A 13,126-nucleotide genomic window follows, 5' to 3' on the forward strand; every position below is an offset into this window, starting at 1 on the left:
AGTCATCGCTTCCAGCTTCCAGCTTCCAGCTTCCAGCGCCTGTTTACAGGTGTGGATCAACCGACCCGGTAGTTCGGGGCTTCTTTGGTGATCTGAACATCATGAACGTGCGACTCGGCCATGCCGGCACCGGTGATGCGCACGAATTGCGGATGGGTACGCATGTGATCGATGGTCGCGCTGCCGGTGTAGCCCATGGAGGCACGCAGGCCGCCCATCAACTGATGGATGATCGCTGCCAGCGAGCCTTTGTACGGCACCCGGCCTTCGATGCCCTCGGGCACCAGCTTCTCGGCGCCTGCGGACGAATCCTGGAAGTAACGATCCGAGGAACCCTGCGCCTGGGACATTGCACCCAGCGAGCCCATGCCGCGATAAGCCTTGTAGGAGCGGCCCTGAAACAATTCGATTTCGCCTGGAGCTTCTTCGGTACCGGCGAACATCGAGCCCATCATCACGGCGTTGGCGCCGGCGACGATGGCCTTGGACAGGTCGCCGGAAAAGCGTATACCGCCATCTGCGATCATCGGCACCCCGGTGCCTTCCAGCGCGGCAGAGACGTTGGCGATGGCGGAAATCTGCGGCACGCCGACACCGGCGACAATGCGGGTTGTGCAGATCGAGCCTGGGCCGATACCAACCTTGACCGCATCAGCGCCAGCCTTGACCAGGTCCAGCGCAGCTTCGGCGGTGGCGATGTTGCCACCGATTACCTGTACTTGCGGGAAGTTGTCCTTTACCCAGCGCACGCGATCGAGCACGCCGCGCGAATGCCCATGCGCGGTGTCGACCACGATCACGTCAACGCCAGCTGCGGCCAGCGCTTCGACACGTTCGGCCGTGTCGGCACCAGTGCCAACGGCAGCACCGACACGTAGACGACCCTGGTTATCCTTGGACGCCAGCGGATAAGTCTTGGCCTTCTCGATGTCGCGAAAGGTGACCAGCCCGCGCAGATGGAAATTGCCGTCGACCACCAGCATCTTCTCGATGCGATGTTCGTAGAGTTTGGTTTTGATTTCTTCCAGCCCGGTGCCTTCCTGAACGGTTATCAGCTCGTCCTTCGGCGTCATGATCGCGGCGACAGAATCACCGGTATTCGGCGTGAAGCGCAGGTCACGGCCAGTGACGATACCGACCAGCTCCTTACCGGAGACTACGGGAAAACCGGAGAAGCCCAGCTCGCGCGCCTTACGCAGCAGCTCACTGATTTTCGTCTCAGGAGTCACGGTAGCCGGATCGTGAACGATCGCCGTTTCGTGACGCTTGACCTTGCGCACTTCGGCAGCCTGCTGCTCGACGTTCATGTTCTTGTGGATGATGCCGATGCCGCCTTCCTGCGCCATGGCGATGGCCAGGCGGGCTTCGGTGACGGTGTCCATTGCGGCCGAAACAAGGGGAATATTCAGCTCGATTTCGCGGGTCAGGCGAGTCTTGAGGCTGACATCCTTCGGCAATACTTCGGAATATCCCGGAATCAGGAGAACGTCATCGAAAGTCAGGGCTTCTTGGCTGATACGCAGCATGGCGGGGGCTCCCAGGCGGGAAAAAGGAAGCGCGGCATTATACCCATGCACGCCATCCCGCTCAATGCGGTCGTGAGGTCCGTCGCGCGCACTCAGCTTCGCTGCATCGACAAAATGACCAATTGGTCACCACTACTCGATTACTAGGGCCACCCCGAACCCCAGACGAGCGGCGAACTCATCGAGAAATGTCTGACGGAATCCGGCCTCGCCCCAGCCATTGAAGATGAACCCCAGATTGGAGAACCCGCAGGCCGGGATGAATAGAAAGCCATTGATGTCGTCCTCGAATCCGCATTCCGGGCAGGTGAACGTGTCGGTCTGCGCGGGCATCCACTCGTCGAGACTTTCAAACAGTGCCTCACCAATCTCGCGGCGACACTCGGGGCAGCCCGCCTCCTCAGCAAAATCCTGAGTTGGCGTGTAGATGCAACGTTTGGTCACCACTTCCAGCCCATTGATCGCCTCGCCGAAAGGTAACCGCTCCGGGTGCAATACGACGCTGCGCGCACCCGCTGCTATCGCATAACCCATTCCGCCGGCACCGCGGCCGCAGGTGGTTGGCAGCGCCTCGACGATGCGTCGCTCGGCCAGCCAGCGCAGGATCATTCGCGCCTTAGCTTCATGGCCGGGAAACGTGGAAATACGCGGCACGACGATGGCTTGGCTGTGGCTCATGGCTGGCTCGAACAGGGATGAAGAAAGCCGCGCAGCTTAATGTGCTCTGCGCATAGGTCAATGATGCCCGGTCGCCTGTTGTCCGTTTAGCCTTCGGTCCTCAGCGCTCTTCTCGCGCTTTTGCCTTATCATCGCCGGCATGCTCAAAGATCCTTTCCAACGCCTGAATCTCGACCGCGAAGTGCTGACCGTCAGCCAACTCAACGGTCGCGCGCGGCTGCTGCTCGAAGACGTATTTGCCCAGGTCTGGGTCGAAGGCGAGATCTCCAACCTGTCCAAACCCGCCTCCGGACACGTCTATTTCACTCTTAAGGACAAGAACGCCCAAGTCCGCTGCGCACTGTTCCGGCAAAACGCCTTGCGCGTGCGCCAGGCGTTGCGCGACGGCCTGGCGGTGAAGGTGCGTGGACGGGTGTCACTGTTCGAAGGTCGTGGCGACTATCAGCTGATCCTCGACAACGTCGAGCCAGCGGGCGACGGCTCGTTGCGCCTGGCCTTCGAAGCGCTCAAGGAAAAACTCGGCGCCGAGGGCCTGTTCGACGCCGCCGGCAAGCGCGCCCTGCCCGCCCATCCGCAGCGCATCGGCATCGTCAGCTCGCCGACCGGCGCGGTGATCCGCGACATCATTTCGGTGTTTCGTCGACGCGCGCCCCACGTGGCGCTGACGCTGGTGCCGACGGCGGTCCAAGGCCGCGAAGCGACTGCACAAATCGTGCGCGCCATCGAGCTGGCTGATCGCGGCGGCTTCGATGCGCTGATCCTGGCGCGCGGCGGCGGCTCGCTGGAAGATCTCTGGTGCTTCAACGAAGAGGTAGTAGCGCGGGCCGTGGTCGCCTGCGAGACGCCGATCGTCAGCGCCGTCGGCCACGAGACCGATGTCTCCATCGCCGACTTCGTCGCCGACGTGCGTGCGCCGACGCCTTCCGCCGCCGCCGAGCTCCTGGCGCCCAGCAGTGCTGACGTGCGCCAGCGCCTGGATGGCTTGCGCCAGCGACTGCTGCTGCGTATGCGCGACCGCCTGCATCGCGAGGGTTCACGTCTGGAAGGTCTGACCCGCCGCCTGCGCCATCCCGGCGAACGCCTGCAACAGCAGGCCCAGCGCATCGACGACTTGGAACAGCGCCTGCTGCGCGGCATCGACCGTCGGCTCTGTGCCGGCCAGGAACGTTTTGCCCGTCTCGATACCCGCCTCGCCGGGCAGCATCCAGGGCGAACCCTGAACATGCTGCGTCAACGACTCGACCATCTGTCCAGTCGGCTACCGCGCGCCATGCAGGACACCCTGAAAGGCCATCGGCAACAGCTGCTGGGGCTGACGCAGACGCTGAATGTCGTGAGTCCGTTGGCGACACTGTCACGCGGCTACAGCATTCTGCTCGACGAGCGCGGCCAGGCGATTCGCAGCGCCAACCAGACCGAGCCCGGGCAGCGGTTAAAGGCGCGCCTGGGGGATGGCGAGCTGGATGTGCGAGTGGAGGACAACCACCTCGAACCAGTGACACTGCCTCTGCTTTGAAAGAGCAATCCCGACAGGAAACCCTGCCGGGATTGTGTTTGGCCTAGACCTTACCTCGCCGCGCCTTGCTCCTCGATCCGCTTGAGCAATAGCCCCGTGACACGCCTGTCCTTGACCTCGGTGACGTGCAATCGCCAGTCGGCGTGCTCCACCTGGTCGCCGATCACCGGCAGACGATCGAGCAGACTCATCACAAGCCCAGACAGGGTCTGGTAGTCGTCGGTCGCCACCGCGCGAAAGCCGAGGCGCTCGCGCAGCACGGCGAGATTGACCGCGCCGTTGATGCGATAGCCACCGTCCACCGGCTCGATATCCGGCCCCTCCACCTCACTGGCATCGGGCAACTCACCGGCGATCGCTTCGAGAATATCGGTCAGGGTCAGCAGGCCTTCGAAGCCGCCAAATTCGTTGACCACGAAAGCGATGTGGGTCGAGGCGTGGCGCATCTGCTCCAGAGCGCTAAGCACCGTACAGCTGTCGGGCAGGTTGATGGGCGCACGCACCAGCGGCTCGATCTCCGGCGCCTCGCCATTGAGCAGCGTCTTGAGCAGCTCCTTCTTGTGTACATAGCCCAACGGCTCGTCCGGCGAATCGCCACGGGCCACCACCAGACGCGAGTGCGGCGAGTTGAGCAGCGCCGCCTGGATAGCCGCGGGTTCCCCGTCGAGGTTGATGCGGTCCACGTCCATCCGATCGGTCATCACCGTGTGGATGGATTGCTCGGCAAGATTGAGCACGCTGCTGATCATCACCCGCTCGCGGCGGTTGAACAGCGAGCCCGTTTCCGGCTGACCGCTGCGGTCCACCATGTCGGCGATCTCGTCATCCACTTCGTCGGCTTCCAGCTTGCCGCCGAGCATACGCAGCACGGCATGGGCGGTGCGCTCGCGTAGCGGTCGGGCGCCCTGCAGGCTGCGCTTGCGCCGCGAACGGGCCAGCTGGTTGAAGAATTCGATGGCGATGGAGAAGCCGATGGCCGCGTACAGGTAGCCCTTCGGAATGTGATAGCCCAGGCCTTCGGCGGTGAGGCTGAAGCCGATCATCATCAGAAAGCCCAAGCACAGCATGATCACCGTCGGCCGCGCATTGACGAAGGCGGTCAGCGGCTTGCTCGCCAGCAGCATTAGTGTCATGGAAATGACCACGGCGATCATCATCACCTGCAGATGCTCGACCATGCCCACGGCGGTGATCACCGCATCGAGGGAGAACACCGCGTCGAGCACGATGATCTGCGCCACCACAGGCCAGAAGCGGGCGTAGGCCTTGCTGCCGGTGTGCTGGTGCATGCGGCCTTCCAGCCGCTCGTGCAGTTCCATGGTCGCCTTGAACAATAGGAACAGGCCACCGCCGAGCATGATCAGGTCGCGCCCGGAGAAACTTTTACCGAAGAGTTCGACCAACGGCTCGGTGAGCGTCACCAGCCAGGCGATGCTCGCCAACAGGCCCAGGCGCATCACCAGCGCCAGGCTCAAGCCGATGACCCGCGCACGGTCGCGTTGCTCGGGCGGCAGCTTGTCCGCGAGGATGGCGATGAATACCAGATTGTCGATGCCCAGGACGATTTCAAGGACGATAAGCGTGAGAAGGCCCAGCCAGGCCGTAGGATCAGCGATCCATTCCATGTTTGCGGTCTCGTGTGGTGGACAGGTGGCGGCGTGCATCGCAAAGAAAGCATCGGCGGCATAACGCGGCGCCGGAGGAGGGAATGATCTGGAGACAATAGCTGGACAATGCCGTGATCGTCACGGTTGACGAGCACGGCTGGGTACAGTGGATGTTCATGGAACCTTTGGAGTAGATATGGAGCCGAGAGGATAATCAGCAGCGAGGTGCGCGTCACAGTCGATTGGTTACGAGTCTTTTCAGCCAGCCGCGCCGTAGCGCACTGTGCCGCGCGCCCTTCCCCCTGCCAGCTGTTTACGCGAGGATGGGCCCGTCCTTACAAACGGAACCGCCTATGCCACGCGTCATCGTTCTCCTGTTTTCACTCGTTCTCGCCCTGCCCGCCCACGCCGAGGGCTTCATCACCCGCTTGTTGAACAAGCCCGTGCCAGGCGGTGTGGCAGTGGTCGCACTGGGCGACGGCGCCACACCGCCGCAGGTCCGCTACCAGAGCAAGCCGGCGTTGGTGATCCGGGAGGACGGCCAGCGCTGGATCGCCATTGTCGGCATTCCGCTCACGGTCAAGCCCGGCGCTCAACAGGTGGAGGTCGATGGCAGCCCACGCAGCTTCCAGGTCGAGCACCGCGAATACCGCGCGCAGCACATCACGCTGAAGAACAAACGCCAGGTCAATCCCAACCCCACCGACCTCAAGCGCATCGAGCGTGAATTGAACGAGCAGACCCGCGCCTACCGCCAATTTTCCCCGCAACAGCCAAGCAACCTGCTCTTCGATAAGCCAGTCGACGGCCCGCTCTCTTCGCCTTTCGGCCTACGCCGCTTCTTTAACGGCGAGGAGCGCAATCCGCATTCGGGGCTCGACTTCGCCGTTCCGGCCGGCACGCCAATCAAGTCCCCGGCTGCAGGCAAAGTGATTCTTACCGGAAACTATTTCTTCAATGGCAATACGGTGTTCGTCGACCACGGCCAGGGCCTCATCAGCATGTTCTGTCATCTCTCGCAGATCGGCGTGAAAGTCGGCGATGAGCTGGACCGCGGCGCCGTGCTCGGCAAGGTCGGTTCCACCGGCAGAGCCACCGGGCCGCACCTGCACTGGAACGTCAGCCTCAACGATGCGCGCGTCGATCCGACCATTTTCATCGGTGCGTTCAAACCCTGATTCGCTCTGCAAGGAAAACCACAATGCTCATCAATGCGCAGGAGTCCACACTCCTCATCATCGACATCCAAGAGCGGCTGTTCCCCGTGATTGAGGGCAACACCGCGCTGGCCGAACACAGCGCCTGGCTGATGCAGATTGCCCAGCGCGCCGGCGTGCCGGTGCTGCTCACCGAGCAGTACAGCAAGGGCCTGGGCGCGACCATCGCCACGCTACGCGACGGCATAGGCGCGGATTCGATCTTCGAGAAGCTGCATTTTTCTGCCGCCCGCGATGGCGAGCTGTTCAAGCGCCCCGGCGGCGAGCGCCGGCAGTTCGTGATCTGCGGCACCGAAACCCACATCTGCGTGCTTCAGACGGTTCTTGACCTGATAGGCCGCGGCAACCAGGTCTTCGTCGTAGATGAAGCCGTCGGCTCGCGCCGTGCCAGCGACAAGGCGCTAGGCCTGGCACGCATGCAGCAGGCCGGAGCCAGCATCGTGTCGCGGGAGATGGTCGCGTTCGAATGGATGGAACAGGCTGGGACCGACCTTTTCCGCTCGATCAGCCGCGAGTTCATCCGCTAGACCAACGCCACGGCCCTAGTGGCGCCTGAGATAGCCAACTTATGGAGGCACCCAAATGCAGGAAGAGCTAAACGTTTGGCTGGAATGGCTCAGAACTCATCCTGAGCTGCAGACTCTGGTCGCCAGCGCCGCGCTGATCTTCGCCGCCTGGCTGGCCAACTGGGTGGTCAAACGAATCCTCGTACGCGGCCTGTATAAGGCGCTGCGTCACGCGCGCGAGACCGAACTGCAGGACTACGGCATCATTCGCCGGCTGTCTAACATCGTGCCGGCGCTGGTACTGTCCGTTGGCGTCAACGCGGTACCGGGCTTGCCGGAAGCAGCCGTCACGGTGGTGCGCAACGTCTGCGGCGGCTTCATCGTGCTGACCATTGCGCTGGCCATAGGCGCGCTGCTGGACATCGTCAACCTGCTCTACCAGCGCCGCGCCGACGCTCATGTGCACCCGATCAAAGGCTACGTGCAAGTGGTCAAGATCGTCCTCTACGCGATAGCGACCATTCTGATCATTGCGACGCTGATCGACCGCTCGCCGCTGATCCTGCTGTCCGGCCTCGGCGCCATGGCCGCGGTGCTGATGCTGATCTTTCAGGACACCATCCTCTCGCTGGTGGCCAGCGTGCAGATATCGTCCAACGACATCATCCGCGTCGGCGACTGGATTGAAATGCCGCAACTCAACGCCGACGGCGATGTCATCGATATCGCCCTGCATACGGTGAAAGTGCAGAACTGGGACAAGACCATCTCGAATATCCCGACCAAGCGCTTCATCAGCGATTCGTTCAAGAACTGGCGGGGCATGCAGGAAAGCGGCGGGCGGCGGATCAAGCGCAGCCTGTATCTCGATCAGCAGAGCGTGCACTTTCTTGGCAGCGATGAATGTGAGCGTCTGCACCGCTTCAACCTGCTGGACGACTACCTTACCGACAAGCGCCGAGAGATCGACGAGTGGAACGCCAAGCTCGAGAAGCGAGGCAAGGAGCCGGTGAACACCCGGCGCATTACCAACATCGGCAGCTTTCGTGCGTATGTGGAGCGCTACCTACGCAGCCATAGCGGCATCCACCAGTCCATGACGCTGATGGTGCGTCAGCTCAGCCCGACGGCAGACGGATTACCGCTAGAGATCTACTGCTTCACCAACACCGTGGCCTGGACGCAGTACGAAGCGATCCAGTCGGACATCTTTGACCATCTGCTGGCGATCCTGCCCGAATTCGGCCTGCGCGTATTCCAGCACCCGAGCGGTGCCGACATGCGCGACGGATACGGGTCGGTCAGCCAATTGCTGAGCCGTTCGAAGCCCGAGTGGTCCGAACAGTCAAAGCACAGCGAGGATCGAAAGCTGGAAGGCTGAGCGAAGTCAGATGAGACGCGTCAATGTATGGCGAGTTCTTCCCCAGCGACTGGACGTTCGAGCCTCCAGCCGCTTCAGCAGGCTTTGAGCCAGCGTCCTGGACGCAATTTCTGTTCGGCTCACGGTGAACGCAGCTTCTGCACTTTCACTCGCATCGACACGTGACCGATACAAGCTGTAACAGCCGAGCAATCAAAACTCTATTTCAGCGCTTTTCCTGAGCATTGTTTTCTCAGAAAAAAACATTTTTAGAGAAAATCACCAATTTATCTTTGGTTGTTGCAACACACTGCAAGCAAGTTCTACATTGGTTTCATCAATCCCGTATCGATCTGCTCCGTCCTCCCTTGACGCGTCGCGCTTTTGGGAGCTGCTCAAAGGAAAATCGCCATGACCATGCTCAAAGATCCGTCGAAGAAATACCGCCCGTTTCCGGTGATCAATCTGCCTGACCGTACTTGGCCATCGCAGGCCATTACGCAGGCACCGATCTGGCTGAGCTCCGATTTGCGCGATGGCAACCAGTCGCTGATCGAGCCGATGGACGCCGAAAAGAAGATGCGTTTCTTCAAGACATTGGTGCAGGTTGGCGTGAAAGAAATCGAGGTAGGTTTCCCCTCCGCCTCGCAAACCGATTTCGATTTTGTTCGCGAGCTCATCGAGGGCGACCACATTCCGGATGACGTCACGATTCAAGTCCTGACCCAGGCGCGTGAGGACCTGATCACCCGTACCTTCGAGTCCCTCAAGGGCGCCAAGCAGGCCATCGTTCATTATTACAACGCCACCGCGCCCAGCTTCCGCCGCATCGTCTTCAATCAGGACAAAGCCGGCGTGGTGAATATCGCGGTTAGCGCTGCGCAGATCGTCAAGCGTCTGGCCGCTGCTGCACCTGAAACAAACTGGCGCTTCGAATATTCCCCCGAGGTGTTCAGCTCCACCGAAACCGATTTCGCCATCGAGGTATGCAACGCGGTTATCGAAGTGTTCCAACCGACGCCAGCGCAGAAGCTGATCCTCAATCTGCCGGCCACCATCGAAGCGGCTACCCCGAATATTTATGCCGACCAGATCGAGTACTTCGGTCGCCATATCGACAAGCGCGACAGCGTGCTGATCAGCCTGCACACCCATAACGACCGCGGCACTGGCGTGGCCGCCACTGAGCTGGGCCTGATGGCTGGCGCCGACCGCGTCGAAGGCTGCTTGTTCGGCAACGGCGAGCGCACCGGCAATGTCGACCTGGTCACCGTGGCGCTGAACATGTACAGCCAGGGTGTCGATCCGCAGCTGGACTTCTCCGACATCGACGCCGTGCGCAAGGTGGTCGAGGAGTGCAACCAGCTGCCGGTGCATCCACGCCATCCTTATGTCGGCGATCTGGTACATACCGCCTTCTCCGGCTCGCATCAGGATGCGATCCGCAAGGGCTTCGCCCAGCAGGATCCGAACGGCGTCTGGGAAGTTCCCTACCTGCCGATCGACCCGGCTGACATCGGGCGCAGTTACGAAGCGGTGATTCGTGTCAACAGCCAGTCCGGTAAAGGTGGTATCTCCTATCTGCTTGAGCAGGAATATGGCATCAGCCTGCCGCGGCGTATGCAGATCGAATTCAGCCAGGTGGTGCAGAAGGAAACGGATCGCCTCGGTCTGGAGATGAGCGCCAAGCAAATCTATGCGCTGCTCGAAGCCGAATATCTGCAGGCCACCACGCCGTATACGCTGAAGAGCCATCGCCTCCAGGAAGAGAACGGCACCAGCGCCGTGGAGGTGGAAGTCGCTAGCAATGGTGAAACCATGCATTGGCGCGGCATCGGCAAGGGCCCGTTGGAAGCCTTGGTCGCCGGGTTGCCAGTCAAGCTGGAGATCATGGATTACCACGAGCACTCGATCGGTGCCGGCAGCAATGCCAAGGCGGCGGCTTATATCGAAGTGCGTCTGGACGGCGAGCGTCCGCTGCACGGAATTGGCATCGACGAGAACATCACCACGGCCAGCATCCGCGCACTGTTCAGCGCGTTGAATCGGGCCCGGCGAGAGGCCGAGGTGAAAGCGGCCTGAAGCTGACCGGCGAGCTCCGCTAGCGGGCTCGCCGCGACTGGGCCAGTATTCAGGCGGTCTCGGCCGTCAAACGGCTCAACAGAACCATCAGTCGAACCAGCTGATCCGCATGTCAGCGTTCACATGCCGCGGCAACCTTCCACTGCACACTCGAACGTTTCACCCTGCTGACTGGCAGGGTGGATGGTGCCTCAAGTTCATGGGCACCAGTGTCGGCCATTCGGTCTCTTCGTGCCCGGCACCCGCGTCATCTCGTAGCGGCAACTAGCGAACTTTCGCCACCGCATGTCCGCTCCTGAGCTGATCCAGCAGAAACGCGTCAGTCATCGACAGAATCGTGCAACCGGTCCTGTTGATATCGGTACTAGGCTTGATCTCCTCAATCCAGACGTTCAACCCAAAGGAACCACCATGAGCAAAGCCATCGGTTACGCCGCCGTCGACCCGAGCACGCCGCTCGCACCCTATGCGTTTTCGCGCCGCGCCGTCGGGCCAGACGACGTGCAGATCGACATCCTCTATTGCGGCGTCTGCCATTCGGATCTGCATACAGCCCGTAACGAATGGAATAACACGCTGTATCCCTCCGTCCCGGGCCACGAGATCGTCGGCCGCGTGATCGCTGTTGGCACCTCGGTCAAAGGCTTCAAGATTGGCGATATCGCAGGCGTCGGCTGTATGGTTGATAGCTGCCGCAGTTGCTCGTCGTGCAGCGATGGGCTGGAGCAATACTGCGAGAACGGCTTCACCGGGACCTACAACGGCCCCGTGTTCGGTGGCGAGAACACCTACGGTGGTTACTCGGACAACATCGTGGTGGACGAGAAATTCGTCTTGCGCGTCTCCCATGCCGAAAACAACCTCGCAGCCGTGGCGCCGCTGCTGTGTGCCGGCATCACAACGTATTCGCCGCTACGCCAGTGGAAGGTCGGCCCCGGCCAGAAAGTCGGCGTGGTCGGTCTCGGCGGCCTCGGCCACATGGCGGTTAAGATCGCTAACGCCATGGGCGCCCATGTAGTGCTCTTCACCACTTCACCAGACAAGAAGGAGGACGCGTTGCGCCTCGGCGCTAGCGAAGTCGTGGTATCGAAAAACAAGGACGAGATGGCCGCTCATCTGAACAGCTTCGATTTCATCCTCAACACCGTCGCAGCGCCGCATGATCTCGATCCCTTCCTGGCGCTATTGAAGCGCGACGCAACCATGACGCTGGTGGGCGCGCCGGCATCGCCGCATCCGTCTCCCAGCGTCTTCGGCCTGATTTTCAAACGCCGCCGCCTGGCCGGCTCCCTGATCGGCGGGATCGCCGAAACTCAGGAGATGCTGGATTTCTGTGCCAAGCACAACATCGTATCGGACATCGAGATGATCAATATCCAGAACATCAACGATGCCTACGAACGCATGCTCAAGAGTGACGTGAAATACCGCTTCGTAATTGATATGGCTTCACTCAAGTCCGCCTGATCCAGGCGTAACGACAGCTGGCGAGGTCAGCTGTCGATCCGTTCTTTTTGGCGTGCTGCCTTGGCCTACTCGAGCGCGTAGCTTCGCCCGCAGGGTGGGCCGGACCGCGCTGGTAGCCTATCGGCCACCCTACAACTCCAACTAGCCCGGACTGTCCGACCAGCTCTCTCGCTCGCCCCCACGCAGGGCGAGCGAGCCAGGGTTTGCGTACGCCACCCCGTCTCGTACGCACTACTGCTCAACCGTCGACCGCCCGTCTGCTTTTCGGCAGAAGAATCAGCAACTAACTGTTTTCAAATGAAATTATCAAGCGGTGCAAGTAATCTCCGGCTCCCTCGCATGGACGCGCTTCTCAGTTTGCCGTCGAGTTGTCCATGTACCGCCTTGCACTGTTATTCGCGCTGCTTTTGCCATTCGTTGCCCTTGCCGAGGGACCCCGTAATTTTCGCGAAGCAAAGAAGATCGCCTGGAAGATCTACGCCGAGCGGCCGGTGGATTTTTATTGCGGCTGCGCCTTCAAGGGAAACCGGATTGATCTGGCCAGCTGCGGTTACACCCCCCGCAAACAACCCAAACGGGCGGCACGCGTCGAATGGGAGCATATCGTCCCGGCCTGGGTGATTGGCCATCAACGCCAATGCTGGCAACAAGGCGGTCGCAAGCGCTGTACTTCCGCCGATCCGGTTTTCAGCAAGGCCGAGGCCGATCTGCATAACCTGGTTCCGGTAGTTGGCGAGGTCAACGGGGACCGCAGCAATTACGGCTTCGGCATGCTCAGCGAGAAACCCAGCCAGTATGGTGCCTGCCCGTTCGTGGTTAATTTCAAACAGCGCACCGCGATGCCGCCGGACTATAGCCGGGGCGCCATTGCACGCACCTATCTGTACATGAGCGAACGCTATGGGCTGCGCCTGTCGAAGCAGGACCGACGCCTCTTCGATATCTGGAATCGCCAGTATCCCGTCAATGAATGGGAGCATTGGCGCAACCAGGCCATAGCCTGCGTGCAACGCAATGCCAACCGCTTCGTGGGCGCGGTGGATCCGAGCCGCTGCCCCAAATCGGTCGCTCGTTCGCCCATGGCTCGCGCCAGACAAAGCTGAGCGTGCCGTACGACAGCGCACCTCGGCCTTGCTCGGATATTGCGTGTCACTACGCGAGCACTGC

General features: G+C 61.2%; 10 protein-coding genes. 7 read left to right on the top strand and 3 right to left on the bottom strand.

What is annotated here, in order from left to right; genetic code table 11:
- Positions 1-56: 56 nt before the first annotated feature.
- Positions 57-1,526: an IMP dehydrogenase gene (guaB, locus tag NAV33_RS13610; RefSeq protein WP_255980872.1), complete on the bottom strand. Its 1,470-nt coding sequence runs from the start codon at positions 1,524-1,526 to the stop codon at positions 57-59.
- 132 nt (positions 1,527-1,658) lie between these two features.
- A complete protein-coding gene (locus tag NAV33_RS13615; protein ID WP_255980874.1) occupies positions 1,659-2,204 on the bottom strand; it encodes a sugar ABC transporter ATPase in 546 nt (181 codons plus the stop codon).
- 139 nt (positions 2,205-2,343) lie between these two features.
- Between NAV33_RS13615 and xseA the strand changes: the two genes are divergently transcribed.
- Positions 2,344-3,720, top strand: coding sequence for an exodeoxyribonuclease VII large subunit (gene xseA, locus NAV33_RS13620; RefSeq protein WP_255980876.1), 1,377 nt, complete (start codon positions 2,344-2,346; stop codon positions 3,718-3,720).
- A 50-nt stretch (positions 3,721-3,770) separates the two neighbouring features.
- Here xseA and NAV33_RS13625 read toward each other — a convergent pair whose 3' ends face one another.
- On the bottom strand, positions 3,771-5,345 hold the full coding sequence (locus NAV33_RS13625) for a TerC family protein (RefSeq protein ID WP_255980878.1): 1,575 nt from the start codon (positions 5,343-5,345) through the stop codon (positions 3,771-3,773).
- Positions 5,346-5,680: 335 nt separating this feature from the next.
- Between NAV33_RS13625 and NAV33_RS13630 the strand changes: the two genes are divergently transcribed.
- The 6 genes from NAV33_RS13630 to NAV33_RS13655 all read left to right on the top strand — a co-directional run bounded on the left by NAV33_RS13630 (position 5,681) and on the right by NAV33_RS13655 (position 13,062).
- Positions 5,681-6,505, top strand: a complete 825-nt coding sequence (locus NAV33_RS13630) for a M23 family metallopeptidase (protein ID WP_255980880.1) — start codon at positions 5,681-5,683, stop codon at positions 6,503-6,505.
- A gap of 23 nt (positions 6,506-6,528) precedes the next feature.
- Positions 6,529-7,071 (top strand): hydrolase, encoded by a 543-nt coding sequence (locus NAV33_RS13635; protein ID WP_255980882.1) that lies wholly within the window; start codon positions 6,529-6,531, stop codon positions 7,069-7,071.
- A 55-nt stretch (positions 7,072-7,126) separates the two neighbouring features.
- On the top strand, positions 7,127-8,431 hold the full coding sequence (locus NAV33_RS13640) for a mechanosensitive ion channel family protein (RefSeq protein ID WP_255980884.1): 1,305 nt from the start codon (positions 7,127-7,129) through the stop codon (positions 8,429-8,431).
- Positions 8,432-8,821: 390 nt separating this feature from the next.
- Positions 8,822-10,492 carry a 2-isopropylmalate synthase gene (leuA, locus tag NAV33_RS13645; protein WP_255980886.1) on the top strand — a complete coding sequence of 557 codons (1,671 nt, stop codon included), beginning with the start codon at positions 8,822-8,824 and terminating at the stop codon, positions 10,490-10,492.
- 411 nt (positions 10,493-10,903) lie between these two features.
- Entirely contained in the window at positions 10,904-11,959 is a 1,056-nt protein-coding gene (locus NAV33_RS13650; RefSeq protein WP_255980888.1) for an NAD(P)-dependent alcohol dehydrogenase, read from the top strand.
- Between the two features lie 374 nt (positions 11,960-12,333).
- Positions 12,334-13,062, top strand: a complete 729-nt coding sequence (locus tag NAV33_RS13655) for an endonuclease (protein WP_255980890.1) — start codon at positions 12,334-12,336, stop codon at positions 13,060-13,062.
- The last annotated feature ends 64 nt before the right edge of the window (positions 13,063-13,126 follow it).

It is taken from the genome of Stutzerimonas stutzeri (assembly GCF_024448715.1).
Classification (GTDB): domain Bacteria; phylum Pseudomonadota; class Gammaproteobacteria; order Pseudomonadales; family Pseudomonadaceae; genus Stutzerimonas; species Stutzerimonas stutzeri_AR.